Below are 26,687 nucleotides of genomic sequence, written 5' to 3'. Positions count from 1 at the left end.
GGGTACTTTTTCTTTATTTTATATTTGGGGCTAAGGTACATCATTGTATCTATAATAATTTTTAAAATACGGGTATACAGTTGAATCGGATAAACCCATACAGAAAAGTGTTTTAGCGTACTGCTTATGCATTGATTTTATTCAAAATTGTGACTCTATTCGTTGTAAATAATAGATAATTTTGTTTTATTGTTTTGATTAGAATCCGATCTGTTGTGGCGTATGCTGTTCCAATTCGGATTACATTCTCTTCTTCTACACCAGCATAGGTTTCATCTTCCGTAACTTCAATAATTTCACTTAATGGAATTCGAATCTTAGCTAGTTGCCATGAAATAATTAATTCTTTATCTGTTTTTTTGACATCGATACCTAGCATGTTATCAAAACCTTTCTGTATTAAAATGTCACTTTCTATTTTATTATACAGATTTAAAGATTTTATTTCTATTATAAAATTTGATTTTTCATTTTTTTCGTAAAGTATCGTACTACGAACAAAAAGGAGGGTGTCTACTGGTACCTGCAATTTTTCTGCAACGAAGACGATCTTTTTTATTTTGTAAATTTTTGAGAATAAGGGATTTTCGATTAGAATATGATGTTTAAATCGGAGCGAGTTTAAAAAATACAATAATGAAAGAGGTGTTTAAGGGTGGAGCGAGATGAGGTTTATTTACGAGCTAAAAAAAGGATGGAGAATTTAAAAGCGTTTTACATTCATTTAACGGTCTATATACTAGTTAATTTGATGCTTTTTTTTATAAATATAAGCTCTGATTCAAGTAAATTATGGTTTTTATATCCACTTGGAGGTTGGGGAATCGGTATCGTTATACACGGTTTGACAACTTTTCCAATTGGGATATTCGGAAAAGAGTGGGAAGAACGAAAGATTAAAGAATATATGGAGAAAGATAAGTAAATTTATTTCTGGAGTGTATGAATATAAAATCTCATATAAATCTCTGTGATCAAATGCTTGATGCGAAGTCTATTCTATAGCTTCGCCTATTTGTTTTGTATTCGAAGTTTGTGCGAGTGAGAGTGTTCATATACATTTTTTAGCGTGAATTGTATGTGAAATCAAAACTTTATTTGTAGTACATAATAAATACAGTTATTTTACTTTTTTAATTACATACGGATTTAGGGAAAATTTGTTTGTCATCCTATATTAAAATAAAAACAAACCACTGTTCGATTTGAATATTCCACGATATAATGGTGAGAGTTTATGGCAGAATAAATATTTACATAAGAAGTGAGGTACTGTATGAAAAAAAGAACGACAGACATTATTTTTATTATTATTGGTGCATTTCTTTTTGCGTTAGGTGTGAATTTGTTTGTTATCCCGAACGAGTTTGGTGAGGGTGGAGTAACGGGTATCACGATTATTACCTACTATTTATTTGAATGGTCACCAGGCTTAGTCAACTTAATTCTAAACGCGTTTTTGTTAATAGCTGGCTATAAATTTTTGAATAAGATAACAACAATTTATACGATCATTGCTGTAGTTACTAACTCGCTATTTCTTCATTTGACAGAGGGCTGGTATATTACTTCGGATGAAATGCTGGTAAATGCCATTTTCGGAGGAATATTTATAGGATGCGGGATTGGTCTAATTATTCGTGTTGGCGGAACAACAGCAGGTACTACCATTTTAGCGAGGATGACACATAAGTATTTAGGTTGGAGCATTAGCTATGGTCTACTGTTCTTCGATTTAATCGTTGCGTTTTCATCTTATTTCATCATTGGTGCAGAAAAACTGATGCTGACAATTATTATGCTATACGTAGGAACGAAAGTGATGGAATTTGTAATTGAAGGTTTAAATCCGAAAAAGGCTATTACGATTATTTCTGATAACCCGAATGAAATTGCCGGGAAGGTGACTACTTTAATGGGCAGAGGGGTTACTGTGTATTCAGGTCATGGCTATTACACAAAAACTCCGAAGGAAATTCTTTATATTGTTATTAATAAGCAAGAAGTAGTGAAGCTAAAGCGGATTGTTCAAACTACGGATCCGGCTGCGTTCATCGCTATACACGATGTTCGTGATGTGTTTGGAGAAGGATTTGTTGATATTTCTAAGGCTTAATAAGAGTTAGAATTAGTTTTTAAAAAGGCAGAAAATGAGCAATATTTTTTATTGAAATAATCTTAATGCGAAAATATGAGAATCTATTTTGATCACTTAATTATCAAGACCTAAATTTTAAAAAAACAAATAAATTCAAGGACATTATATATTTTATATGACTAATATGTAATGTCCTTTCTTATTCCACAATGATACCCGTTTGTTGACGATTAATTTTCATTATGCTTTTTGTGCCGAGTCCAATGCTTTTTTTAATTCGTCCGGTTTTTGAGTGCCGATTACCACTGTGTTATATTTCAACTTTAACTCTATACCTTTCTTTCCATTCATGTTATAGGCCGTTTCACCCTTAAGGTTAAAACGAATTCCCCATCCTCCGAATCTTTTTAGTGGACTGTAAGTAATGCTTTCATAGTGACATATATTTTTGAAAAGGTACTGTTTATATTGAAAATGAAAAGGAACAAAACGAACATAAAGACCTTTTTCACGGACTTCTATAATCAGTTTCAATACCCCAAGCATTAATACAGGAAAGGCAATCCCAAAAAACAACCACAAAGCAATTAACACACCATTGGGAGCTGGTTTATCTCCAAACGGGGTATCAAGGATAATTTGTTGAATGAATCCATACCACATCAGTGCTGCGATCCCAAATATGAGTATCCATACCCAAATTTGTTGTGGTCGCTGAACCTCACGAAAGATAATACGTTCTTGTTGTTTCATTAATAATTGTCACCTCCTAAATGATTTATTACAGGGAATCCTTTTTGATCCAGTAATATGTATCCTTTGTTGTTATTCTCTATGAGAACCTCTTGTACTCTCATAGCACTTCACCCCTAAAAAAATTAACGCTCAGTCTAAAGACCTCAAAACGCTTTCCGTTATGAGATACGTTAGCCACCTAGATTATACAAACTTTTCTGAATTTAGTATACATATAGAGTTTTATTTTTATTATCTGTATAAGTAATCTAATGTTTATAAGAAAAGAGGATATATACTCATATATTGAACGTAATATCCTCTTCTTAGTTTAGTCTATTTAAAATCTATTTCAAAATGGATTCTTTTTATTTATCGTAAAATATTGGCTTGTAGGTATTATTTATGAACCTTTATTCCAAAGCTACATTATCATACAATCTGTTGTACTGTATTGCGGTTCTAATGCGTAGTATCTTGGATAACCTCAATAATTTCACGTAATGGATTTTAAAATTTAGCTCATTGCCATGAAAAAATTAATGCTGTAATTGTTTTTCTTTTTCTTGCAAAAAATCCAATTGTTTCTTAATGTAAGGATGTAGAAGGATGAACAAGAGAGGGTTTAATGAAGATGATACATATTTTATTAGCTGATGATGACAAGCATATTAGAGAGTTATTACATTACCATTTACAAAAAGAGGGGTTTAAAGTTTTTGAGGCTGAAGATGGAAAGGTAGCGCAAGGTGTATTAGAGGAAGAAAATATTCATCTTGCAATCGTAGACATTATGATGCCGTTTGTTGATGGTTATACGTTATGTGAAGAAATCCGGAAGTATCATGATATTCCTGTTATTTTATTAACGGCGAAAGATCAGTTAGTTGATAAAGAAAAAGGGTTCATTTCTGGAACGGACGATTATATTGTAAAACCATTTGAGCCAGCTGAAGTGATTTTTCGTATGAAAGCATTATTGCGTCGTTATCAAATGCTGAGTGCTGACATTATAACACTACACGGAACGACAATTGATCGAAAAGGTGTCGAAGTAAAGTGTAACGGTCAAACGATTTTGCTTCCTTTAAAGGAATTTGAATTATTATCACAGCTTGCTAGTTATCCTGGAAGAACATTTTCAAGAGAAGAATTAATTGAATTAGTATGGGGAATGGATTTTGAAGGGGATGAACGAACGGTTGATGTTCATGTGAAGCGGCTGAGAGATCGTTTTTCAAAACGAACAGATGATTTTCAAATTACAACAGTACGTGGACTCGGTTATAAGTTGGAGTTGAAATAAGATGAAATCATTGTATTCTAGATTTGTTTTTATGACGGTCGGGATTATGCTACTTAGTAGTATAATTGGCTTTTTATTAACGAATGTATATTATCAAGTGAAGTTAAAACCGTACAATAGTGAAAAGATTTTAATGTATGCTGAGGAAGTAAAATCATTATATGAAAAGCAAAGTGAAGAGAATAAAGAGGCATACTTACAGTCTATTGCGAAATTAGGATATGAAATTTATATTGTAGATGACGAAAATCATGGAAAGCGTATTGGGAATGCGTTTCGTAAGATAACAATTAGTGATGATACAGTTCATAAAGTATTGCAAGGTGAAACGTTTAATGGCGTTTCTACATATCCAACCCGCTTGTTCATTACAGGGTTTTTCGATAATGAATTAATTAATAGTGTCGGTGTCCCGTTAAAACATGGTGATAAACAGTACGCTTTATTTATTCGTCCTGACATTCAGCAACAGTTTGGCGAGATGAGAATTTTCTTAGCGGTATTACTTGGGTTTATCGTTTTATTAAGTATTATTTTTATAGCGATTGCAGCAGGTTATATCGTTCGTCCTATTCGAACATTTACGAAAGCGACTCAAAAGATTGCAAGTGGTGAATATGATATCGAATTAGATGAAAATCGAAAAGATGAAATCGGTACGCTAGCAACTAATTTTCAAAAGATGACAAAGAGTATAAAAGAATTAGATCAAATGAGACAAGAGTTCGTTTCTAACGTTTCTCATGAATTTCAATCGCCACTTTCTTCTATACAAGGCTTTTCGAAAACATTACAGTCAGAGAGTATGAGTGAAGAGGAAAGAAAACATTACTTGAAAATTATTGAGGGCGAAAGTAAGCGAATGTCTAGTTTATGTAAACAGTTACTTACGCTCGCTTCATTAGATAAAGAAGAGAAGGTTTTGCGAATAAAAGAATTCCATCTACAAAAGCAAATTAAGGACGTCATTTTTATGCTCGAATGGAAATGGCGTGAAAAAGATATCGCCGTCGAATTTGATGTGCCGGACATCGTCATAAAAGGTGATGAAAACTTACTTCATCAAGTATGGAGTAATATTTTTACGAATAGCATTAAGTTTTCAAACGATGGTGGGACAATTGAATTTGTTGTAGAAGAATTAGAATCTAGCGTTATGATCTCTATATCAGACAGCGGAATCGGCATGGAAAAAGAAGAAATGGATCGTATATTTGATCGTTTTTACAAAGTGGATACAGCAAGGGCAAGAAACGTAGAAGGTAGCGGTTTAGGGTTATCCATCGTACAGAAAATTGTTGAACTGCATCAAGGAACCGTTTCGGTATATAGCACGAAAGGGGAAGGGACGACTGTTCAGGTTGAACTTCCGAAATAACTGTAAGGGAAGAGGTTGTTTTGGAACAGCCTCTTCTTTTTGTTGATTGGTCGATATATTTGAAAAATCACCGATATATTTTCACTTACGTGTAAAGTGAAAAAGAGTTGTTTGAAAAATGCGAGTCATTCTATTCCACAATTGGGTCAGTTTGTGGAATAAAATTAGCAGGAAGTTTATTTGAAAATGTAGAATCCCTACAGAGTTATAAGGATTTTATTGAAACTTTAACTATTTAGGGAGGAGATTAATTTGAAACGAATTGACTTGTTTTTAAACGTACTAGATTCAACATTCGATAAAGAGAGTTGGTATGCACCGTTTAAACATGCTATAGAAGGACTTACAGCCGAACAGGCTATCTGGAAACCACCTGGAGAGGGAATGAAAACCATTTGGGAGAACATTAATCATCTCATTTATTACAAAGAGAGACTTGCTGCAAACTTGGAAGGCCGTGAATGGACACATAATCTCGACGGTGATGAAACCTTTTATCTTACCAATCAATCTAATGGTGATAAGGAATGGAAGAAAGTCGTTGAACGTTCTGCAAATGCTCAACGTAATTTAAGACAGGTATTGAGTGCAATTTCCGAAAAAGAGCTTGAACAAAACTCACTTGAGGGTAAATTACTGGACATCATGCTTCATGATGCTTATCATACAGGCCAAATTATTCAATTAAGGAAAATGCAGGGGGCATGGCCATCAAATCGTTGACTGAGCGTTCTAGTTATTCCATTAAAGGCGTTATTGTTGAATAAAACTTAGATTTTTAAACGACTTTATTGTTTTATTTTTAGTGTAGTGAAGTATCTTACATACAAAATTAAGCAACTATATTTTTAACCCCGTCCTAAATTTAGAATGGGGTTATGCTTGTTTGAGATTTTAAAATTAAATAACTTTATTATCTCTACACATTACGGATTAGATAATACTTTATTTTTACTATAAAGCCGCACCTTTCCCATGTTCTTCCTTAAACCGAACCCCAAAAGTATCCGCTGTAATTTCATCAGCTTTCGGCAGTGAACGTAATTTCGGATGAAGTAGCCATACGAGAGAAATAAATAAAATCCCGATACTAGCGAGCGCAAAAATGAGTTGGCTACTAAATACATTTGCAGTATATCCGCCAATTAAAGAGCCGAACGGCATAGCAATTGTGCCCATACTTCGCATGACTGAATTGATGCGTCCAAGATATTGATTTGGAATAGCCATTTGACTGATCGTCGCAAATAATATGTTGGTAGCACCAATTGGAATCCAAGCTAAGCCGAATAAGAAAATAGACAGCCATTGAAACGGTACAATCGTAGAGAGAAACCAAAAGACAGCGCCAGCCGCAAAGCTAATAATGGAGACACGGCCAACATTACGTTTGCCAACCCATGAACTGAATAGTGCTCCGATTAAACTGCCGGCTGATATAGCGGCTAAAAAGAAGCCATATAATTTCACGCCTCCTAAAGAATCAGCGAAAGAAGGAAGTATCGCCATCGTCATACCAATTGAAAAATTAGCGACAACTGAACCGATTAAGAAGACGCCCATTAATGAACGAAAGACGATTGAAAAGCCTTCTTTTAATTCAGAGAAATATTGTTTAGTGGAAAGCGATGTATTGGCTTCTGCTTGTTTTGGCATTTTTAATGAAAAGAACAAAAGGGCAGTAATCGCGAATGTAAAGGAGTCAATTACATATAAAGTGATTGCGCCAAGTAGTGCTACTAATATTCCAGAAAGAGTCGTGCAAATTAAATCAATGCCTTGATATGCAAATGAAAAGAGTGAGTTTCCTTTTAATAATTGTGTTTTATTCAGTAGAAGTGGTAAAGCTTTTGATTGTGCGGGATAGGCGAATTGTTCGATAAAGGCTACGATGGGCATAATGATGAGTAGTAGTTGAACTGTTAATAGATCGAAGTAGTGTGTAATAGGAATGATTAATATAAGAATGCATTGCAGAACTTGTGTGATGACGAGGGTGTTTTTGATTGACCATCTATCAACGAATGGACCAGTAAGAAATTGTAATGCAGAAGGTAATAATGTAAGGAAACCAGCCAATCCAGAATAAAAAGGATTACCACTAAGTTCATATACGAGCCACATCGCTGCTACATAATACAAACTATCTCCTATGTTTGTAAAAATTCTCCCTAAAAATAATAAGAGGAAATTCCGGTTTTTTAATACGTCCATTTAATCTACTCCTTTATGAAAAAATTATTCGGTAAAATAAAATTGACCGTTGGTGTAAAAAAAATCATATTACGATTTTTTTGTAAATGAAATTATATCGACTTGTCGACAAACATCGACAAGTTTATTTTTCTTCTTTTTTAACAAATCGCTGCATTGCTCGCTCATCGATTTGCAGTGCAGTAGTAGAAATGTAATAAGCTTTACTATTTGGATCCTTATCCGCATCTTTTGTGATCTCGTTTAATTCAGCCATCACGTCATAAAACTTTTTCACCCACACTTGAAATTGTTCTGGCGTGGCATCAAACTCCCAGCAGGATGAAACGTAATTCCATTCAGCTGGGTCTTCGCTTACTTTTCGTAATGTAAAAGCTTCTTCTGGTGCAGCGAGAATATGGCTTTTCGTTCTTTCCGTCATTTGTAAAAAGATTTGGCGACCTGATTCGCTTAATATTTCTAAATGAGGTAATAGGTCTGCGGCAGGGGTGAAGCCTTTAGCGACAGATTGATAAAACTTTTGAACGATGCCATTCTTTTCTTCTGTATAAACGATCTCTATAAAACCATTCTTCTCTAATTCTTTTAAATGATAATGAATTTTCGCCCTTGAAATGCCGAATTTCTCAGATAGTAGTTGTCCTGTATAAGGACGTTCGCATAGACGCATCATCATTTCGACACGTAGTGGATCGCTCATTGCTTTTAGTTGGCTATAAGTAGTTAGTGTTAACATGGGCTTCAAAATGATCAACTCCTCAAATTAAATTACTCGGTCAAGATTATTTGACTGAATTGTATCAAGGATTTTAGTTATTTTCAATACTTTCTGAAAATTTAATTTTCGTTCTGTAATCTTCCGTTCATATTCCGTTCATAATTCTTTTTTATGATAAGTGCATAGAAAGTAATAGGAAGGAGCGAGCGAAATGTTTTTAGCTCTGCGTGAATTAAAACAATCAAAATTAAGATATGGATTAATCGGACTTATTATGGTGTTATTATCATTTTTAGTCCTTGTAATTTCAGGATTAGCAAATGGATTATCATATGATAATGCTTCATCGATTCAAAATATGGAGGCAAATAAATTTGTATTAGCGGATGATGCGGAAAATAAATTACTTCGTTCACAAATTAAGCAAGATGATGTAGATAACGTAGTAAATCAAGTAGGCGAGAAAGAGGCCGTTCCGTTTCGTGTGAAAAATTCAACTTATGAAAAGAAAGGTAGTTCGAAAAAAGTTGATGTCGCTATTTTCTCAAGTGAACGCGATTCATTTTTAGAACCGAAAATTGTAGAAGGTGAGAAGTTAGGTACAGCAAACAATGAAATGGTTGCTGATGAATCAATTAAAGAAAAAGGAATCGATATTGGGGATACAATTATTGATCCTGTTTCAAAGAAAGAATTTAAAATCGTTGGATTTACGAAAAATCAAATGTTTAGCCATACACCAGTCGTTTATGTAAATGAAGACGTATGGGGCGCTATTTCACAACCAAACCAAAAAGATTATAGTGCAATTGCGCTTAATACAGATAAAGAAATTAAAAATGCACATGTAATTGACAAAAAAGAAGTACTGCAAAGTATTCCAGGATTTAAAGAAGAGCAAGGAACATTAACGATGATCATTGCGTTCTTACTTGTTATCGCTGCATTACTAATCGGTGTATTCTTCTACGTAATTACGTTGCAAAAAACACAGCAATTAGGTGTACTAAAAGCAATCGGTACGAAAAATTCTTATTTAGCAAATAGCTTAGTCGTGCAGGCGTTATTCTTATCAGTCGTTGCGATGGTAATCAGTATTGTTCTTGTACAAGGATTAGAACAGATTTTACCAGCGGGTATGCCGTTCTTATTAACAACACCGATGATTGCACAATATGCAGCAATCTTTATCGTAATTAGTATTTTAGGAACACTTATTTCGTTATACCAAGTATTAAAAGTTGATGCGTTAGAAGCAATTGGAGGCGGGATGTAATGACTTCATTATTAAAATTAGACAAAGTAAGTAAAGTGTACGGAGAAGGGAATACTGAAGTAACAGCCCTTCATCCGATGTCGCTTGATGTGAAAGCTGGAGAGTTTATCGGAATCGTCGGTCCTTCTGGATCAGGGAAAAGTACGTTATTATCAATCGCGGGTGCTTTACTATCACCGTCAAAAGGGGATATTTACATTCGTGAGAAAAATATTACGAAGTTATCAGAAAAGGAAATGACAGACATTCGTTTGAAAAAAATTGGCTTCATTTTCCAGTTCGCAAATCTTGTTCCATATTTAAATGTAAAAGAACAATTGCTTTACATTGCAAAGCTAAAAAAAGACAACAAACAAGAATCTGAAAAACGTGCGGATCACTTATTAGCGGCATTTGGATTAGGCGAAAGAAAAACTCATTATCCAAATCAACTATCTGGTGGGGAAAAACAAAGGGTCGCAATCGCTCGTGCTTTCATGAACAATCCAGATTTAATATTAGCTGATGAACCAACTGCAAGCTTAGACTCAAAACGCGCACGTGAAGTAGTTGAGATGATGAAACGTGAAGTGAAAGAAAGTCAAAAAGCAGCAATTATGATTACACATGATGAAAGAATGCTTGATGTATGTGATCGTATATTGACGCTTAGAGATGGGAAGTTAATATAAAGAAAAAAGACAACCGTACACATATGTGTGATATTATCCCCTTAAGGTAGACAGTGTAAAAAGACCATGAATACACATGGATGTTACACTTTTTCTTGGAGGGGATTTTATTATGGTTAAAAAAGGGGATAAATTTCAAACTTATTCAGATAAATTAAAGATACAAGTTGTAAAAAGTTATTTAAATGGTGAGGGTAGCCAATCAGCTATAGCGAAAAAATATAAGCTTAGAAGTAGAACACAGTTAATGAATTGGGTCCGGAAATATCAAGAAACAGGTGATATTTCAGACTTGCGGGGGCAAAATGGTGGTAATAACGGCTTAAAAAACCTCTTAAAAGGTCGTCCTCGTACGAAGTTCGATAGTATGGAAGAAGAATTGGAATATTACAAGGCGCAAGTGGCTTACTTAAAAAAGCAGTATCCAAATCTATAGGAGGTGTTCTTGCTCAAACGGCTAAGTACGAGATTATTGAGGAACTACGTTCTCGGTACAAAGTAACCTGGCTTGTCGTCATTGCGCAGTTAAATCGCTCTAGCTACTATAAGTGGCGTTCAACATGTAGTCAAAGGCAATTACGCCTTTCAAAGGATAATACATTGCATGAACAGATTCAAGCAATTCACATAAAACACAAGGAATACGGTTATCCTCGCATGACAATCGCCTTACGAGAGGCTGGATTTTTCGTGAACCACAAAAAAGTATATAGACTTATGCGAGAGCTTCACATTCAATCGATTATCCGTAAAAAGCGACGCTTTTTCAAAGGGAAATCCTCAAAGATTTTCCCAAATGTAGTAGAACGACAATTCCAAAACCGCAAACAAAATGAGGTACTTGTCACAGATATCACTTATTTGCCATTCAAAGATAAATTTCTCTATTTATCGGTCGTTCAAGACCTTTACAATAATGAAATCGTTGCTTGGAAACTCTCACATCGCAATGATTTACAACTTGTTCTAAAAACATTAGATTTAGCAACACAAAAAAGAGATGTGTATGGAACCATCATCCACTCAGATCAAGGATTCCAATATACATCTCCTACTTATTGGCGTATGCTTCAACAGCTAGGCGCCATCGGCAGCCATTCCCGCAAAGGAAACTGCCATGACAATGCTTGCATTGAATCATTCTTCTCTCATTTTAAATCTGAAATGTTTTATCTTAATGACTATCAAACAAAGGGAGAACTAATTCAAGCAATTGAAACATACATCTATCATTATAACTACAAACGATTCCAAAAACGACTCAATCATCGAGCTCCGATCGAATATCGAATTTCGATGGCTGCATAGTCTTTTTTACAGTTGTCTACTTGACGGGGATAAGTCCAGTGCGGTTGTCCTTTTTATAGAATATATTAAGATAGTTATAATAGCATTATTTTGAGAAAAGCATTTTAATTTTGTTGCGCGTAACTAATAAAAGTCCGCCTATAATTGATAACATTCCGAGTGGCACGTTATTTGATTGCTCACTACCAGCGTTAGGAAGTTCTCTAGCATTATCTTTTGCAGGAACAGTAGCGGTAGTGTTATTATCCACTTTCGTTTGTTTAGGTTGTGATACTTCATTAATCTTGTTATCTACATTTTGCTGCGTTGTATGTATCTCAGCTAATTTGTCATCAATTTTTTTCTCAGTATGTTTAAAGTCGTTGATTTTAATATCTAAGTCTTGTTTTTTCTTTGTTAAATCATCTGAAACAATTTGTTTCGATTGTTTCATTTCGTTTATTTTATTTAGTAAATCTTGTCTAGCTTCTTTTAATTCAGCTAGTTTGTTTTTTATATCTTGTTTAGCTAGTTCTAAGTTAGCGGAAAGACTATCTAAATTGCCTTTAATTTTCTTAAGTTCCTCTAACGTGTTCCCAGTATTCGGCTTATTTTCTTTTAGCTCAGCAAGTTTGTCCTCAGCAGTTTGTTTCGCTTTCTTTAACTCAGCTAATTTTTCATCTACCTGTTTTTTAACTTCCTTAAGTTCATTAACCTTTTGATCGATCTTCTCTTTATGTTGCTTAATTTCATTCACTTTTTCATCGACAGTTTGTTTATGCTCTTTAATCTCGTTAACCTTTTCATCAACAGTTTGCTTATGCTCTTTAATTTCAGCAACTTTTTCATCTACTTGTTTTTTATGCTCTTTAATTTCAGCGATTTTATCCTCGGCGATTTGTTTGTCTTGCTGAAGTTTTGCATCTAACTCTTGTTTCTGCTGTTTAATCTCACTAATTTTTTCATCAGCAACTTGTTTACGTTCATGTAGTTCATTCACCTTTGTATCAACATTTTCCTTAACTTGGTTAAGTTCATTCAATGTTTGATCCACGTTTTCTTTGTGCTGCTGCAATTTCGCATCTAACTCTTGTCTATGTTGCTTAATTTCAGCTAATCGATCCCCAGTGCTTTGCCCAGCAGTAGCATCATTTACTTCTGCATGAGTAGGGGTAGATCCCGCAATCATTGCTAAAGCTAGTGTAGACGCAGCGATTGTTTGTTTTGTTTTCATGTTTTTGTACCTCTTTCCTATGAATAACCTCTATTGTGTAAAATTGAGCATATAAAAGCAGATTATTATATCATTATATACCATCTGGGTGCTTGGAGGAATTATTTTCATAATAATCTATGACTATTAAATAACCTTTTGTAGCTATGGAGTAGGGGATAAAAGTCCACTTTACAATTATCAACGGACGAAGGGTAGGCTTTCGGCGAATTTCGGTTTTTGTTGAAAAACAGCTCTATATTCAGTTACAGAGCTAAAGTTCGAGTGATAAAAATGGAGAATATAAAATATAGTGAAACGAAAAATTCACGTCTTTATATATCTTTTTTTAATTAGTCGCACCAAAATCCATAATAACCCCTTGAATAAAGTCAACTAAGTTGACTTTATTCAAGAGGTTATTGTACTATGCATAATATAGTCAACCAGGTTGTGACGTGGTTGCAGTATAAAGGGGGTTTTTAAATGAAAGTAGAAGTGTGGTCAGACATTGCTTGTCCATTCTGTTATATTGGGAAACGTCGTATTGAAGCAGGGCTTGAGCAGTTTGCTCATAAAGATCAAGTGCAAATTGTTTATAAAAGCTTTCAACTGAATGAAAATGCGAAGAAAGATACGGAATATGATGCGTACGATGCGCTTTCCACTAGGTCTGGAATGAGCCGTGAAGCAGCAAAGGAGATACACGAGAAGCTTGCCAAACAGGCTGAAGAAGATGGTTTGGAACTTAGATTTGATACGCTTCAGATGACAAATACGTTAGACGCTCACCGTCTGCTTCACTTTGCGGCGCAGCATGGCAAAAATAATGAGGTAGCTGAGCTGTTGTTCAAAGTTTATTTTACCGAATGTAAGCATATCGGCCGTCATGAAACGTTGATTGCGATTGCCGCTGAAGTAGGACTTGATCCGAAAGCTACAGAGGAGATGCTGAAAAGCGAGCAGTTCACCGATGAAGTGCGAGCGGATCATCTCGAGGGCATTCGTTTGGGTGTAAGTGGCGTACCGTTTTACGTTATCGATCGCAAATATGCTGTTTCTGGTGCGCAGCCGGCGAATGTGTTTCTCGAAGCGCTTGAGAAAACATGGGCTGAATCACAGTCACTGGCCGTGCTGAATACTACTTCAGACGAAGCCGGTCCAGTTTGCGAGAATGGCGTTTGCAAGAACGAGTAGTGTGTCTTTTTTCAACGAGAGGGAAAAGCATTGTTCTGACCGAACGTGGTTGTTGTGGCTGCATGCAGGATGGTTCGAGTAAGTAGATGCTCATGCGGTGAAGAAATAGATAATTAGTAGGCATGGGGAGAGATCTCTGTGTCTCTTTTTTATGAAAAACAAGGAAATGAGATTTAGTGATGGAAAGTATTGAGTATGCGGCTATTGGAAGGAGAATTCGATAGCTTAAAGAATATGCAGTATGAATGTAAAAGATTAAATAGCAATGCTAAAGGAGAACATAATGTACACAATTGGACAAGTTGCTAAATTTTTAGGTGTATCTAGGGATACTTTGAAATTTTATGAGGAAAAGGATTTGGTCAAGCCAAAGCAAAATATTGAGAATGGGTATAGAAAATATAATCATTTTGATATATATGATATAACAACGGTAAATTTTTATAGAGAAATGGATATTGAAATAAAAAAAATCCAGGTATTAAGAAAAAGTAAGAGTATAGAGGGATTAAAATCGTTGTTAGAAGAGAAAGAACAAGAAGTGTTAGAGGAAATAGAATATAAAAAACTTCTTTTAAAAAAGCTTCAAATAGTAAAAGAAGATTGTGAAAAAATCAATCGATTTGTAGGGAAATACATAGTAAAAGAAATGAAGTCTTTAGAAATAAAAGGAGAGATAGAACATTTTACTGCGTATGATGAATATGAGTCTTTAAAAAAGAATACAGACAGCTTAAAAAAGGCAGTTACTCTAACATCTTTACGAAGAGTTATAAGTTTCAATGAAGAAGCTATTATAGAAGATAAATTTATAATTGTAAAAAAAGTAGAGAACTTTGATAACGAAATAGAAGGTGAAATTCTATCTCACCCAAAATGTATTTATACAGTTATCGAAGATGGAAGATGGGCAACTGGTGGGAAAAGTATTGATCATAAAGTGGAAGCTAGTTTAAGAAAAGTAGCAATAGAAAAAGGGTATGAACTTTTGGGACTAGTTTATATAAATCTTTTACTTACCACGTATGAAGAGGGGCTTGAACGTATATTTTTAGAAATTTATGCACCTATCAAATAATGCAGACATGTATTGACCTGTGAGTAACCCCCAGGTTTAAGCTGAAGGTATTCGTAAATATAAATACTATTATGTTTACGAAATACTTAGTTTGAAATGGGGATTACGCATGAATAGAGAAAAGAAACTAAAAAAACCAGTAGCAAGTTTTATTCTACTAACCAATATCATTTTTTTACCACTTTTTTGTCTTGTAGGAGCTATAAGTATGTTGGGATTTCCGGCGTGGGTTTTTGATGTAATATTTTGTATATCATCTTGGTCCTCGACCTTTGCTTTTGCAGTGCTATTTAAAAAAATCTATCCCGGGCAGAGTTTTATCCAATTTGTAAAAGATAAATTCAAGAATAAACTTAAATTATCTGTGATTCTTACTGTCAGTATGATTCAAGCTTTCATATTTTTAATGATTATGTTTCTGATATCTAAAAACAGTGAAGTAGACTCTATTTTTACTGTATCTTCATGGGGAATGCTAATCTATTTCTTTGTTAAAAACTTTCTTGCAGGGCCACTAGGAGAAGAAATAGGTTGGAGAGGTTTCGCCCAAATTGAGCTCCAAAAGAAGCATTCACCATTAAAAGCTTCGATAATCATAGGATTTTGGTGGGGGATGTGGCATTTACCTATATGGTTTACTACAGGATTTATGGGAATTGATTTATTCAAATATATCTTATTTTTTATGATTTCTATCATATCCATTAAAATTGTCATGACAGCATTTTATAACTTAAATCAAAATTTAATCATCCCAATCATCATCCACCAATTCTTTAATTTTTTTATTGGCATAATAAACGGAAACTTAATTGATTTAATCATGTATAACGCAATTTTTTATTTAGTAGTAGCAGTTTTTATGATTGTTATAAATCCAAAGAGAGTATTGTATGGAAGGGAAGATACGAATAGTAGGCATGGAAAGTACTATAGGGCATAGTGGTAGATTTATTGGACTTTTTTATGAAAAACAAGGAAATTAAATTTAGTGATGGAAAATATAATTATAAATATATTGTTGAATAATTTATATTTCATCTGAATATATCAGTCATTTGTGTCACCACTTAAAGCTCCAATAATTCAATTATATATTAAGCACTGTCTTCTAGAAACTAAAGGGAAGGGGAAATAAAAGATGTTGAAACTACAAGGGAAATACAATGAAGCGAAAGTATTTACTACTAATGTTGAAGAAACTGCAGCAGGTCAAATTATTGATCTTTGTAATCAAGAGTTCGTAAAGGATAGCAAGATTCGTATTATGCCAGATACACATGCGGGCGCAGGTTGCACTATTGGGACAACAATGACAATTCAAGATAAAATCGTTCCTAATTTAGTCGGGGTTAACTAATCGGCTCAGACTTTAAACTACTCACTCAATTGACTGGGAACCCTAACGATAAAAGGCGAGGGCAATCAGCAGCCAGTGGTTATGGTGACATAATCGAATGGTTCAGAGACTTGTATCAGGTTAGCAGACTAAGATACAGAATTATTCCTCATCCATTTTGAGGTGAAGAGGAATAATTAATACGGTGAGCCTACGGTAGAGACTGCGTATCTCGATGACTGTAGAGAAGGTATAGTCCACTCTTTCAGGAAACTGGGAGGTAAGTACGATATTGGTTGTGGCATGGAAGTTGTTAAGATTAATAAGAAGAAAGAGGAAATCAACTTCGACCACTTAGACGAAACGATTCGTCAATTTGTCCCAAGTGGTTTTCGTATTCGAGATAAGGAACATCGATTTACAAAAATGATTGATTTTGCTAGTGTAAGAGCTCCATTTACATTACAACGTGCTCAAAAGAGTATTGGTACGCTTGGTGGTGGAAATCATTTTGTCGAACTGAATGAGGATGATAAAGGGAATGTATTCATTGTCATTCATAGTGGTTCTCGTAATTTAGGTAAACAAATAGCAGAGTATTATCAAAACCTTGCTTATGAGCAACTTATCAACGTTAAATCTATTAAAGAGGAAATCATTGAACGTTTAACAAGAGAAGGCAGACAAAAAGAAATACATGAAGCTATACGTGGAATTAACAAACCGACGATTCGCAAAGAGTTAGCTTATTTAGAAGGACAAGGATTTAAAGATTACATGAATGATATGAAAATCGCTCAAAAATATGCGGAGTTAAATCGTAAAGCAATGATGGATGAAATCATCACTAGAATGGAGTGGAAAGTAACAGATCAATTCACTACAATCCATAACTACATCGATATGGAAAATATGATTTTACGAAAAGGTGCTATTTCAGCTCAGAAAGATGAACGAGTAATCATTCCAATTAACATGAGAGACGGTTCAATTATTGCATTTGGTAAAGGAAATCCAGATTGGAACTTTTCTGGACCGCATGGAGCGGGGCGCATTATGAGTCGTAAGAAGGCTAAAGAAGTACTTAACTTAGAGGATTTTCAAAATACAATGACAGCAGTTTGGACTACATCTGTTGCAGAAAGTACTTTAGACGAAGCCCCAATGGTATATAAGCCGTTGGATGAAATTGTTGAGAATACAAAAGAAACAATTGATATTAAACATATTATTAAGCCGATTTATAATTTTAAGGCTAATTAAAAGATGAGTAACGTGTATTGTAATGAAATATAGTATTGGAAAGTGGTCAGTATATTACTATTGGGAGTAGAGTAGGAGGATTATGAAAAATAATGTAAATGTTTATATAGGGGTAGCAGCGCATGCCCATCAACTTAAAAATGAAAACAAAGTGTACTTTCATTTTGTGGAGGTAAAGCATTCCTAAAATAGAAGCATACTCTTAATAATATGCATACCAAATAAACCCTAACGGGTTTCCTTTTTTAAATTATGCAACTTTCTTTTGTTTTTTCAACCCATTATACTCATAAACAACACCCATAATATCAAAAACAGTCTTCTTCTCATATCGATGAGATTTTCTCCCGTTCTTCTGTAGGAGGTGGAACAGGCTGATTAGGATCTTTGTTATTTCTTGGATGTTTTGTTGTATGGCTTGATACAAACTTGATAAGTGATCTTGAATCATTCCAATTGCTTTATATTCACTTAATTCTTGTTTCTTCTTTTGTAAAATTAATTGTCGCATCTTAAATATAGTAGAAGAACATAGAAAAATGGCAATGAGTTTTCCATAAACATGGCATTCTAATCGCTCTTGTTTAATATGTTGCCAATGATGAATTTGAAATAAGGATTTCCAAGTTTTAAAAATGATTTCAATTTGCCAGCGGAGAGAGTAAAAATTATGGATTTGTTCCATCGGAGCAATCTCCCAAGGTGTATTGGTAACATATAGGTTCATGCCAGCTAATCGTTTGCTTTTTTCCGAATATGTAATCCCTTTTTTACTTTCTGTGTACACTTGTTTTTTCATACGCTTACGAAGTTGTTTTTCTGTTAATCGATACATAATCACCCGAGTGAATAGTTTTTTATCCTTTCCAATATAAGCTTCTTTTATTTCATAGGACTGTCCTGGTTTTAAGGTATCCATGATGTGCTCTAAATCAACTTTGATGTACTGAGATTGTTTTTTTATTGTTCCGTTTCGAAAGTATTCAGGAAATTCATTTTTGACATATACCCTATTGTTTAATTTGAGTCGCGATATATAGTACACACCACGTTGATCCATTTGATCTAAATCATCCAGTGAATAATAGCCTAAATCCCGGATACATAGGTCACCAGGGCGTAATGTTGATAAACACTCTGTTCCAAAGGTTTTATCATTATTTTTCCCTGGTTCCACTTGGAAATTTAAAAACTGACCACTATGTAAATCATATTCTAACTGGATTTTTATACCCGCTGTTTGTGCACAACCACCTGATCCAGGATATACATTGGCCAAGTGTTTTGGTACGTGAAAAATGGTTGCATCTAAAATACGAATTCGCTGAAAATAGGTAAGTGAAGCACTTGGAATTGCTGACTTTCCACAAACTTTATTTTTTAATAATGTGGAGAAAATATGTTTCAAAAAGAACACTGCCTTTTTATTAAAGCGCTTATTTAGTCCTTCAGGACTCATAAGAGTTCCTGTTGATGCATGTAGCTGACTACACAATCGGACTAATGAATCACTCGCTACTCGTTGACTAATCCAGACACATATAGTAGCTAAATCATACCCTGAAAATTTACGTTTTCGCTTTACAAAACCTAGCTCTCTAGCGAGATTTTCCAAAAATGAAGGGGTAAGATGTTCATATAATTCTTCAGCAAATAATTGTAATTCGTCAGAAATTGATAGATACATACAAAAACGCCATCCTTTCCTATGATTCTACAGAAAGAATAGCGTATTTTTTGGTTCTGGTGCAAAGGTAATGGAAAAGAAAATATAACATATATATTTCTAGCATAATGGTAGGATAATCCTGGTTCCTCATCATTTCTACTAAATTACGAAAAATTAAGTTGTACCGTACCAACGTACAGTTAACAAAATAATATCTTGCTGATAATGCTTCCATTTGAACAAATTTTCCTTTTCCATACCGATCACACATCTTTTGTAGAGTAATAGTATCAGCATATCCCAGTTTAAGAGGTTACTTACAAAATATTTAGAATTTTTCGTGAGAATCCTCCGAAATATAATACAGACTTTAAATATTTTCATTTATAATTCTCTATTTGTCTATACTTTTCATATCGCTGTTGTATAAGCTCTTCCGAGGATAATAGTATCAATTTTTTTAGAGATGATTCGATTACAGATTCAATCATTTTTGCCTGTGATTTTATATCATTTTGTGCTCCACCTTTAATTTCAGGAATGATTTCATCAATAATTCCTAAATGTTTTAAATCTTTTGCTGAAATTTTCATATGTTCAGCAGCTTCTGGAGCATACTTAGCGTCCTTCCATAGGATAGATGCTGCTCCTTCTGGCGAAATTACCGAGTACCATGAATACTCTAACATATGGATATGGTTACCGACACTAAGGCCAAGAGCTCCACCACTTGATGCCTCTCCAATTACAATACAAACAATTGGCACTTTAAGTGTAGCCATTTCAAATAGATTTCGAGCTATCGCTTCAGAAATTCCACGTTCTTCAGACCCTTTCCCTGGATAGGCGCCTATTGTATCAATAAATGTAATAATAGGGCGATTAAATTTATCAGCTTGTTTCATAAGTCTTAGCGCTTTTCTATAACCTTCTGGATGTGCCATTCCAAAATTTCTTTCTATACTTTCCTTTGTATTTCTACCTCTTTGATGACCAATAACCGTAACGGGCATCCCTTTAAATTTTGCAATACCACCTATCATTGCTTTATCATCACCATATAATCGATCACCATGAAGTTCGAGAAAGTTTGTAAACAATAAAGGTATATAGTCCAATGTCGTGGGCCGGTTACGTAGCCTTGCAATTTGAACTCGTTGAAAAGGTGTAATATTAGAATAAATTTTATCTTGCATTTTATTTAAACGTTTTTCTAATACATGAATTTCTGACGATAAATCTACATTATTTTCTTTCATAATTTTCTTTAATTCATCAAATTTCTCTTTTAATTCAATAATAGGACGTTCGAAATCCAAACTCATTTTATCCTCCAAATGTTATGATTTACCTCACTCTAATCAAAAGGCTTAGAAATAGAATCAATAAATAATTCAAAACCATCCACAACTATTTTTTGTTCTGATTCTGATAAATTATTGAGAATACTTTGATAAAATGTAATGGATTGCTCTCTTAAGCAATTAACAGTTATGTGACCTTTTTCTGTGAGGTGCAGAAAAAGTTCTCTTCTATTTTTTTCATTTACTTCACGATAAACAAGCCCCTTTTTTACTAACTTATCTACCAATCTACTTACAGTTGAAGTCTCTAATCTAAGTTTATTGGATAGTTGCCAAACAGTTAATTTTTCCACCTCTAGTTCCTCTAACGCCATCATTTGAGAAGTTGGTAAAGGTTTTTCAAATGGTCCATTGGGCAAATTTTGAGATTCAAAAACCCCAGTTATTATAATCATTTTCTTAATATCTGTTCTTAGTTTTAAGGCATCTTCTCTTTTCAAAAAGGTCACCCTCCTACAACTAATGTATCATACATCAATTGTATTATACATGAATATGATTTTTTCACAAGCTTAACGTAAGCCAATATTACAACATGGACGAGATATTTCTTCTTGTTAAAATGGTATAAGTGGATTGTTTTCTACAAATGGCAGAACATCAATTATGTATCAGGGGCCTTTATGGGGTACCGCTCATCGCAATCAAGCTAAGAAAATAAAACTACCATAAAAACGAAATTTTGTGACAACTTACAACAAAAAACTCATAATTTTTGGGGGAATTCTAAATTCTTAAGTTGATGGGCATGGGGTAGCAGCGGCTATAAGCATTTTTATTCTTTCTATAGTTTTCCTTTATTTTAATCCTTACAGTAATCAAATCACTGTGAATTTTCTGCGTGAAGTATAAAAAACAGCCATTCCTTAGTGAAACGGCTGTTTTCGTAATTCAATAAAAGCTCCCAGATTGCGGTAGATATTTTTAAATATTATTTTGTTTTTTTTGACTTGATTATAATAAAAGATGGACTTCGCGATTCGTTTATTAAATCTGGCATTTTCTCTATCCCTGCCAAAGTTGATTGTGGTTCGATTATTTTATCCAGCGAAAGCCCGTGTTCAATCAAAGTATTTATTAATGTGGCAACAGTTCTATGATAAATAACCACACTATCGTCAACAAACCAGTTGTGTACTCTGATTCCTTCTTCTTGATAATTATCTAATGCCCAGTGTGATGTATTACCATCCTCAGTTTTTATCCAATGGTTGCTTCCTTTGCGAGCTGTTGCTATTGGATGTTCGGTTGAAAAGATAAATTCACCACTGCTTTTTAATAGTTCATTAATCTTTTGAATCATTGCCGAGTAATCTTCAATGTAATGTATAGAGAGGGAACTTATAATCAGGTCGAACTTTTGATTGGTTAGTCCCATATCCTCCATAGGAAGACACATAAATTCTATGTTATCATCCTGATTTAACTTTTTAGCACGTTCAATCATATTTTTGGATATGTCTACACCTATTACGTTTTTTGCACCATTTTCTATACAATACTTTGAAAAATGACCATCACCGCAACCCAAGTCTAATACCGATTTTCCTTTCAAACACAGAATTAATGATTTGATTGCTGGCTGTTCTATGAAGTCATTAGCGTTTATTCCACTTTCACGCAATGCTGTGTAGTTTTTGAAGAAATTCGGATTATCGTAAATATTTTGTTTCACCTACATCACTCCTCAGATAAGGTTTTCATAGATTAAGCTGACTTCTGTTTCCAAATTATCATACTAACCATAAAAATTTTGTCATCCTTTTATTATAGTAATGGTTTTTAGGAAGATATCTCGAACTCAATACTTTCACAATCCTGCCCGTTTGCTGAATAATCTGCTGTAAATACTATACCGTATTAAGAAAATTAACCTTTATTTTAATTATAAGCAACAATCTTTACGAAAAGAGCCTTTTATTTTTTATTAAGCTATTGAAACGATAGTGAAGGGACGAGAGCGTAATGAAGCGAGAACTATCGAAATTAGCGGATGTACTAGTCAATCATTCAACTAAAGTGCAGCCTGGTGATCATGTGTTAATTCAAAGTGTTACTGAAATAGATCCCGCAGTAGTTCGTGAAATTATTAAGTCTGTGGAAAAAGCAGGGGGATATGCGCATGTATCAATGCGCGATGTTTCTGTTACAAGGCAATTAATTCTATCAGGATCTGAAGAACAATTTAAGTTATTTGCAGATTGGGAGAGTTATCGATTAAGTAAAATGCAAGTTTATATTAATCTCCGTAGTCCTAGAAATGCATATGAATTAGCAGATGTACCGGCAGAAAAAATGAAGTTATATCAAAAGATATTTGGAAAAGCACATAGTGAAGCAGTGTATAAAACGAGATGGGTGACAACTCGCATTCCGAATGCGGCTTCTGCGCAAGAAGCAAATATGAGCACGGAGGCTTATGAAAAATTTTATTATGATGTATGTACGTTAGATTGCAAGAAAATGTCGAAAGCAATGGAGCCATTAAAAGAATTAATGGAAAAGACAAAACGAGTGAGGATTATTGGAGAAGGAACGGATTTGGAGTTTTCTATTGAAGGAATAGGTGTTTTAAAGGGGGATGGTACGGATAATATCCCGGATGGCGAAATATATACAGCACCTGTTAAAGATTCTGTAAATGGAGTAATAACGTTTAACACAGTATCTGTTCAACAAGGTTATGCGTTTCAAAATGTAAAGTTACATGTTAAACAGGGGAAAATAATAGAGGCATATGCAAATGATACAGAGCGAATGAATCGAATTCTTGATACGGATGAGGGAGCAAGATATATTGGAGAGTTTGCGCTGGCTTTTAACCCCTACATACTACATCCGATGAATAATACGTTATTTGATGAAAAAATAAATGGTAGTTTTCACCTAGCGATTGGAGATTCATTACAAGGTGCAGACAACGGGAATAAATCAGCGATACATTGGGATTTAGTAAACATTCAAAGACCGGAGTATGGCGGGGGTGAAGTTTGGTTCGATGATGTACTAATTAGAAAAGATGGGCGTTTTATTTTACCAGAGTTGTTCGAATTAAATGAAGAAAACTTGAAAAGGTAAAGTTTTTTATTGAGTTTGTGTAAAGTAGATTAAAACACAACATATCAAACTAAGCGATTGATCGCATAATTTTACACTCATTTAATATTAATAGGTAAATAGAAAAATTGACGCCAATTGTTAAATGGATAGTGTAAAAAAGACAAAATCTCTTAAAAAACACTTAAATTTTTACTCCATCTATCTTTACAATCCCTCCTTATAATATGAATTGGACAAGCACCTAAGAGAAAGTAGAGCGTGTCAGTTTATACATTCTATTATTAGGGGGAGAAATTGTATGAAAAAGGCAGTTGCTTCATTAGCTGTTATGGCGGTATTATTACCGACATTTACAATGCACGCGGAAGAGAAAGAGCGAGTAAGAAAAACAGCTACGATGTTTAATGTTATTAGTGACATTCAAGGTGATTTAGGGGATTTTGATCACGTGTTAAAAGATATGAACAAAGTGACGCCACTTTCTAGAGCGCTTATTATGAATGGGGATATAACGCCAACTGGACAGCAGTCACAATATGATGATGTGAAGCGTGTGTTAAACAAAAATAAGCACCCGGAGAATGTATGGTCAACGGTTGGGAATCATGAGTTTTACGCTGGTAAATGGACAGCTGATGGAAAACTCTCTCAAAATACATGGCCAAATGGTGTAACGGAAGAGACATTGTTTAATCGATATTTAAAATTTAGCGGACAAGATAAGGTATATCATAAAAAAGAGTTAGACGGTTATCCGCTTTTATTTTTAGGAACTGAAAAATATATGAAATACCACGATTCGAAAATGTGGGATGAAGTATATATGAGTGATGAGCAATTAGGATGGTTAAAACAAAATTTAGAAGAGTATAGTCAAAAAGATAAAAATAAACCAATTTTCATTTTCTCTCATCACGTTTTACCGGATACGGTATCTGGATCAAGACAAAATCCGTATTTACAAGATTATTTAAACATTGATAAATTGTACGATATATTAAAGGACTATCCGCAAGTTGTTTTCTTCACAAGTCATACGCATTGGGATTTAAACTTACCAGATTGGGCTGGTAAAAAGAAAATTGAAGGCGGAGATGAAAAAGGATTTACGGTTGTAAATACGGGCGGAATTGAAACAGGCTGGATGTCAGCTGGACCAAATGGTGGCGAGAAGAATGCTCCAGATGGATATTCATTTAAACAAGGACTGCAAGTGAAAGCATACGGTAACGATGTTGTCGTAACGGCTTACGATTATAAACGTGATAAGGATATTAAGAAATTATTAATTAGTGATTCAAAAATTGCGCAAATGGCACCAAATGTAACAGCTGATGATAGTAAAAACGTAATTGCCGGTGCAACTGAATATATGGAGTACTCTATAGAAGGAACGAATGAGTGGCATACGTATAATCCAGGGGACACTCCAAAATTTGATGGAGATAAAATCGTATATGTTCGTCATAAAGGAGAAATGAATTTAGAGCCGGGATTAACACAGCTTCTTCGTTTTTCAGCAAATAAGTGATTGGAGAGAGCCCGCATTTAAATACGTGGGCTCTTTTTTTGATTGATGAGAATTGGGTTTTATATGTCGTTTCTTGTCGGTAAGTCGATATTCTATGTCGAATCGCCGATAAAAGTTAAGAATCGGTCGATAAATTTGAAAAATCGCCGATATAATTTCATTTACCGAATTTCAATACATTTTTAATCCAGAAAGGTGACTTCATCATTTTTCCATGTAATAATAGTATGGTTACATTTACTGTAAAAGAGTATAAAAGGAGCGTTTTTGATGAATTTAGCTAAATTTCCGAGAAAAAAATATACAGAATCATATACACCAATTGAAAAGTTAAACAATTTTTCTGAGGCACTTGGTGGGCCAACTATTTATTTTAAGCGAGATGATTTACTTGGTTTAACAGCTGGTGGTAATAAGACGAGAAAGTTAGAGTTTCTAGTTGCGGATGCACAGGCAAAAGGTGCAGATACGTTAATTACAGCTGGTGGTATTCAGTCAAATCATTGCCGTCTAACGCTTGCAGCTGCGGTAAAAGAAAAAATGAAATGTATTCTTGTGTTAGAAGAAGGGCTTGAGCCAGAAGAAAAGCCAGACTTTAACGGAAACTATTTCTTATATCATTTATTAGGCGCTGAAAACGTAATTGTTGTGCCAAACGGAACAGATCTTATGGAGGAAATGCATAAAGTAGCGAAAGAAGTAAGTGAAAAAGGAAATACACCATATGTCATTCCAGTTGGTGGATCGAACCCTACTGGCGCAATGGGATATATTGCTTGTGCGCAAGAAATTATGGCTCAGTCATTTGAGCAAGGAATTGATTTCAGTTCAGTTGTTTGCGTAAGTGGTAGCGCTGGTATGCATGCTGGTTTAATTACTGGTTTTTCCGGAACGCAAAGCAAAATTCCTGTAATCGGAATCAACGTAAGTAGAGGAAAAGCGGAGCAAGAAGAGAAAGTAGCAAAACTTGTAGATGAAACTTCAGCTCACGTTGGTATTCCAAACTCTATTTCGCATGAAGCTGTTACATGTTTTGATGAATATGTAGGACCAGGTTACGCGTTACCGACAGCGGAAATGGTAGAAGCAGTTCAGTTACTTGCGAAAACAGAAGGTATTTTACTTGATCCAGTTTATACAGGTAAAGCAGTAGCAGGACTAATTGACTTAATTAGAAAAGGTAAATTTAATAAAGAAGACAACATTTTATTCGTACATTCAGGTGGCTCACCAGCTTTATATGCGAATACGTCTCTGTTTGCGTAAGTGTGAAAAAAGACGATAGGAAAT

General features: G+C 34.4%; 26 protein-coding genes and 1 pseudogene. 17 read left to right on the top strand and 10 right to left on the bottom strand.

The window, feature by feature from the left end; all coding sequences use genetic code 11:
• Window positions 1-124: 124 nt before the first annotated feature.
• Entirely contained in the window at window positions 125-379 is a 255-nt protein-coding gene (locus MHB76_RS15205; RefSeq protein ID WP_078174923.1) for a SunI/YnzG family protein, read from the bottom strand.
• A 276-nt stretch (window positions 380-655) separates the two neighbouring features.
• Here MHB76_RS15205 and MHB76_RS15200 point away from each other — a divergent pair, with 276 nt between their 5' ends.
• Together MHB76_RS15200 and MHB76_RS15195 are read left to right on the top strand one after the other, a co-directional pair.
• Entirely contained in the window at window positions 656-925 is a 270-nt protein-coding gene (locus tag MHB76_RS15200) for a 2TM domain-containing protein (protein WP_078174921.1), read from the top strand.
• A gap of 351 nt (window positions 926-1,276) precedes the next feature.
• The gene (locus MHB76_RS15195) at window positions 1,277-2,116 is read left to right on the top strand and encodes a YitT family protein (RefSeq protein ID WP_016105375.1); all 840 of its coding nucleotides are present in this window, start codon (window positions 1,277-1,279) and stop codon (window positions 2,114-2,116) included.
• A 222-nt stretch (window positions 2,117-2,338) separates the two neighbouring features.
• Here MHB76_RS15195 and MHB76_RS15190 read toward each other — a convergent pair whose 3' ends face one another.
• Window positions 2,339-2,851, bottom strand: a complete 513-nt coding sequence (locus MHB76_RS15190; protein ID WP_002033084.1) for a DUF6141 family protein — start codon at window positions 2,849-2,851, stop codon at window positions 2,339-2,341.
• Between the two features lie 610 nt (window positions 2,852-3,461).
• On the opposite strand from MHB76_RS15190, the gene MHB76_RS15185 reads away from it, so the two are divergent.
• The 3 genes from MHB76_RS15185 (at window position 3,462) to MHB76_RS15175 (ending at window position 6,240) form a co-directional block, all read left to right on the top strand.
• Window positions 3,462-4,139 carry a response regulator transcription factor gene (locus tag MHB76_RS15185; RefSeq protein WP_176108039.1) on the top strand — a complete coding sequence of 226 codons (678 nt, stop codon included), beginning with the start codon at window positions 3,462-3,464 and terminating at the stop codon, window positions 4,137-4,139.
• Between the two features lies 1 nt (window position 4,140).
• Window positions 4,141-5,517, top strand: coding sequence for a sensor histidine kinase (locus MHB76_RS15180; protein ID WP_340987006.1), 1,377 nt, complete (start codon window positions 4,141-4,143; stop codon window positions 5,515-5,517).
• Between the two features lie 252 nt (window positions 5,518-5,769).
• Window positions 5,770-6,240 carry a DinB family protein gene (locus tag MHB76_RS15175; RefSeq protein ID WP_078174917.1) on the top strand — a complete coding sequence of 157 codons (471 nt, stop codon included), beginning with the start codon at window positions 5,770-5,772 and terminating at the stop codon, window positions 6,238-6,240.
• 231 nt (window positions 6,241-6,471) lie between these two features.
• Here the strand turns inward: MHB76_RS15175 and MHB76_RS15170 are convergent, their stop codons facing one another.
• On the bottom strand, window positions 6,472-7,731 hold the full coding sequence (locus tag MHB76_RS15170; protein WP_078174915.1) for an MFS transporter: 1,260 nt from the start codon (window positions 7,729-7,731) through the stop codon (window positions 6,472-6,474).
• Between the two features lie 124 nt (window positions 7,732-7,855).
• Window positions 7,856-8,476: an ArsR/SmtB family transcription factor gene (locus MHB76_RS15165; RefSeq protein ID WP_002161170.1), complete on the bottom strand. Its 621-nt coding sequence runs from the start codon at window positions 8,474-8,476 to the stop codon at window positions 7,856-7,858.
• A gap of 184 nt (window positions 8,477-8,660) precedes the next feature.
• Between MHB76_RS15165 and MHB76_RS15160 the strand changes: the two genes are divergently transcribed.
• The 4 genes from MHB76_RS15160 to MHB76_RS15145 all read left to right on the top strand — a co-directional run bounded on the left by MHB76_RS15160 (window position 8,661) and on the right by MHB76_RS15145 (window position 11,704).
• Window positions 8,661-9,725, top strand: coding sequence for an ABC transporter permease (locus MHB76_RS15160; protein WP_078174913.1), 1,065 nt, complete (start codon window positions 8,661-8,663; stop codon window positions 9,723-9,725).
• Complete coding sequence (locus MHB76_RS15155) at window positions 9,725-10,396, top strand: ABC transporter ATP-binding protein (RefSeq protein WP_002161172.1); 672 nt, start codon at window positions 9,725-9,727, stop codon at window positions 10,394-10,396. The genes MHB76_RS15160 and MHB76_RS15155 overlap by 1 nt, the downstream gene beginning before the upstream one ends.
• Before the next feature lie 112 nt (window positions 10,397-10,508).
• On the top strand, window positions 10,509-10,832 hold the full coding sequence (locus MHB76_RS15150; RefSeq protein WP_078177554.1) for a helix-turn-helix domain-containing protein: 324 nt from the start codon (window positions 10,509-10,511) through the stop codon (window positions 10,830-10,832).
• Entirely contained in the window at window positions 10,775-11,704 is a 930-nt protein-coding gene (locus tag MHB76_RS15145; RefSeq protein WP_340988188.1) for an IS3 family transposase, read from the top strand. Before MHB76_RS15150 ends, MHB76_RS15145 begins: the two co-directional genes overlap by 58 nt.
• Window positions 11,705-11,789: 85 nt before the next feature.
• Here the strand turns inward: MHB76_RS15145 and MHB76_RS15140 are convergent, their stop codons facing one another.
• Window positions 11,790-12,917 (bottom strand): LPXTG cell wall anchor domain-containing protein, encoded by a 1,128-nt coding sequence (locus MHB76_RS15140; protein ID WP_078174909.1) that lies wholly within the window; start codon window positions 12,915-12,917, stop codon window positions 11,790-11,792.
• A gap of 465 nt (window positions 12,918-13,382) precedes the next feature.
• Here MHB76_RS15140 and MHB76_RS15135 point away from each other — a divergent pair, with 465 nt between their 5' ends.
• The 5 genes from MHB76_RS15135 (at window position 13,383) to MHB76_RS15115 (ending at window position 17,773) form a co-directional block, all read left to right on the top strand.
• Window positions 13,383-14,093: a DsbA family oxidoreductase gene (locus MHB76_RS15135; RefSeq protein WP_002110697.1), complete on the top strand. Its 711-nt coding sequence runs from the start codon at window positions 13,383-13,385 to the stop codon at window positions 14,091-14,093.
• 283 nt (window positions 14,094-14,376) lie between these two features.
• The gene (locus MHB76_RS15130) at window positions 14,377-15,171 is read left to right on the top strand and encodes a MerR family transcriptional regulator (protein WP_002110696.1); all 795 of its coding nucleotides are present in this window, start codon (window positions 14,377-14,379) and stop codon (window positions 15,169-15,171) included.
• 109 nt (window positions 15,172-15,280) lie between these two features.
• The gene (locus tag MHB76_RS15125; protein ID WP_078174907.1) at window positions 15,281-16,114 is read left to right on the top strand and encodes a CPBP family intramembrane glutamic endopeptidase; all 834 of its coding nucleotides are present in this window, start codon (window positions 15,281-15,283) and stop codon (window positions 16,112-16,114) included.
• Window positions 16,115-16,312: 198 nt separating this feature from the next.
• Window positions 16,313-16,531 (top strand): RtcB family protein, encoded by a 219-nt coding sequence (locus MHB76_RS15120; protein ID WP_002110694.1) that lies wholly within the window; start codon window positions 16,313-16,315, stop codon window positions 16,529-16,531.
• Between the two features lie 282 nt (window positions 16,532-16,813).
• Window positions 16,814-17,773, top strand: coding sequence for an RNA-splicing ligase RtcB (locus tag MHB76_RS15115; RefSeq protein ID WP_002110692.1), 960 nt, complete (start codon window positions 16,814-16,816; stop codon window positions 17,771-17,773).
• A 250-nt stretch (window positions 17,774-18,023) separates the two neighbouring features.
• On the opposite strand, the gene MHB76_RS15110 is transcribed toward MHB76_RS15115, so the two are convergent.
• The 5 genes and pseudogenes from MHB76_RS15110 to MHB76_RS15090 form a co-directional block, all read right to left on the bottom strand.
• Window positions 18,024-19,460 (bottom strand): IS4 family transposase, encoded by a 1,437-nt coding sequence (locus MHB76_RS15110; RefSeq protein ID WP_078174905.1) that lies wholly within the window; start codon window positions 19,458-19,460, stop codon window positions 18,024-18,026.
• A 121-nt stretch (window positions 19,461-19,581) separates the two neighbouring features.
• A pseudogene (locus MHB76_RS15105) lies at window positions 19,582-19,700 on the bottom strand (IS6 family transposase); the annotation flags it as partial.
• Window positions 19,701-19,822: 122 nt separating this feature from the next.
• On the bottom strand, window positions 19,823-20,767 hold the full coding sequence (locus tag MHB76_RS15100) for an acetyl-CoA carboxylase carboxyltransferase subunit alpha (protein ID WP_002162311.1): 945 nt from the start codon (window positions 20,765-20,767) through the stop codon (window positions 19,823-19,825).
• Between the two features lie 32 nt (window positions 20,768-20,799).
• Window positions 20,800-21,246 (bottom strand): MarR family winged helix-turn-helix transcriptional regulator, encoded by a 447-nt coding sequence (locus MHB76_RS15095; protein ID WP_002095873.1) that lies wholly within the window; start codon window positions 21,244-21,246, stop codon window positions 20,800-20,802.
• 491 nt (window positions 21,247-21,737) lie between these two features.
• Window positions 21,738-22,481, bottom strand: coding sequence for a class I SAM-dependent methyltransferase (locus MHB76_RS15090; protein ID WP_002066207.1), 744 nt, complete (start codon window positions 22,479-22,481; stop codon window positions 21,738-21,740).
• Between the two features lie 290 nt (window positions 22,482-22,771).
• Between MHB76_RS15090 and MHB76_RS15085 the strand changes: the two genes are divergently transcribed.
• From MHB76_RS15085 to MHB76_RS15075, 3 genes are all read left to right on the top strand, one after another.
• Complete coding sequence (locus MHB76_RS15085) at window positions 22,772-23,884, top strand: aminopeptidase (protein WP_078174903.1); 1,113 nt, start codon at window positions 22,772-22,774, stop codon at window positions 23,882-23,884.
• A 280-nt stretch (window positions 23,885-24,164) separates the two neighbouring features.
• The gene (locus MHB76_RS15080) at window positions 24,165-25,397 is read left to right on the top strand and encodes a DUF4073 domain-containing protein (protein ID WP_078174901.1); all 1,233 of its coding nucleotides are present in this window, start codon (window positions 24,165-24,167) and stop codon (window positions 25,395-25,397) included.
• A gap of 270 nt (window positions 25,398-25,667) precedes the next feature.
• Window positions 25,668-26,663 (top strand): D-cysteine desulfhydrase, encoded by a 996-nt coding sequence (locus MHB76_RS15075; protein ID WP_078174899.1) that lies wholly within the window; start codon window positions 25,668-25,670, stop codon window positions 26,661-26,663.
• Window positions 26,664-26,687 lie beyond the last annotated feature (24 nt).

This window comes from Bacillus sp. FSL M7-1345, assembly GCF_038006985.1.
GTDB classification, from domain to species: Bacteria; Bacillota; Bacilli; order Bacillales; family Bacillaceae_G; genus Bacillus_A; species Bacillus_A cereus_U.
This window is presented reverse-complemented; position numbering and strand designations above follow the sequence as displayed.

Coding starts and splice junctions, on each gene's coding strand:
- MHB76_RS15205 (WP_078174923.1), bottom strand. CDS start 379: ATGCTAGGTATCGATGTCAAAAAAACAGATAAAGAATTAATTATTTCA.
- MHB76_RS15195 (WP_016105375.1), top strand. CDS start 1,277: ATGAAAAAAAGAACGACAGACATTATTTTTATTATTATTGGTGCATTT.
- MHB76_RS15190 (WP_002033084.1), bottom strand. CDS start 2,851: ATGAAACAACAAGAACGTATTATCTTTCGTGAGGTTCAGCGACCACAA.
- MHB76_RS15185 (WP_176108039.1), top strand. CDS start 3,462: ATGAAGATGATACATATTTTATTAGCTGATGATGACAAGCATATTAGA.
- MHB76_RS15180 (WP_340987006.1), top strand. CDS start 4,141: ATGAAATCATTGTATTCTAGATTTGTTTTTATGACGGTCGGGATTATG.
- MHB76_RS15170 (WP_078174915.1), bottom strand. CDS start 7,731: ATGGACGTATTAAAAAACCGGAATTTCCTCTTATTATTTTTAGGGAGA.
- MHB76_RS15160 (WP_078174913.1), top strand. CDS start 8,661: ATGTTTTTAGCTCTGCGTGAATTAAAACAATCAAAATTAAGATATGGA.
- MHB76_RS15155 (WP_002161172.1), top strand. CDS start 9,725: ATGACTTCATTATTAAAATTAGACAAAGTAAGTAAAGTGTACGGAGAA.
- MHB76_RS15150 (WP_078177554.1), top strand. CDS start 10,509: ATGGTTAAAAAAGGGGATAAATTTCAAACTTATTCAGATAAATTAAAG.
- MHB76_RS15140 (WP_078174909.1), bottom strand. CDS start 12,917: ATGAAAACAAAACAAACAATCGCTGCGTCTACACTAGCTTTAGCAATG.
- MHB76_RS15135 (WP_002110697.1), top strand. CDS start 13,383: ATGAAAGTAGAAGTGTGGTCAGACATTGCTTGTCCATTCTGTTATATT.
- MHB76_RS15130 (WP_002110696.1), top strand. CDS start 14,377: ATGTACACAATTGGACAAGTTGCTAAATTTTTAGGTGTATCTAGGGAT.
- MHB76_RS15125 (WP_078174907.1), top strand. CDS start 15,281: ATGAATAGAGAAAAGAAACTAAAAAAACCAGTAGCAAGTTTTATTCTA.
- MHB76_RS15120 (WP_002110694.1), top strand. CDS start 16,313: ATGTTGAAACTACAAGGGAAATACAATGAAGCGAAAGTATTTACTACT.
- MHB76_RS15115 (WP_002110692.1), top strand. CDS start 16,814: ATGGAAGTTGTTAAGATTAATAAGAAGAAAGAGGAAATCAACTTCGAC.
- MHB76_RS15110 (WP_078174905.1), bottom strand. CDS start 19,460: ATGTATCTATCAATTTCTGACGAATTACAATTATTTGCTGAAGAATTA.
- MHB76_RS15100 (WP_002162311.1), bottom strand. CDS start 20,767: ATGAGTTTGGATTTCGAACGTCCTATTATTGAATTAAAAGAGAAATTT.
- MHB76_RS15085 (WP_078174903.1), top strand. CDS start 22,772: ATGAAGCGAGAACTATCGAAATTAGCGGATGTACTAGTCAATCATTCA.
- MHB76_RS15080 (WP_078174901.1), top strand. CDS start 24,165: ATGAAAAAGGCAGTTGCTTCATTAGCTGTTATGGCGGTATTATTACCG.
- MHB76_RS15075 (WP_078174899.1), top strand. CDS start 25,668: ATGAATTTAGCTAAATTTCCGAGAAAAAAATATACAGAATCATATACA.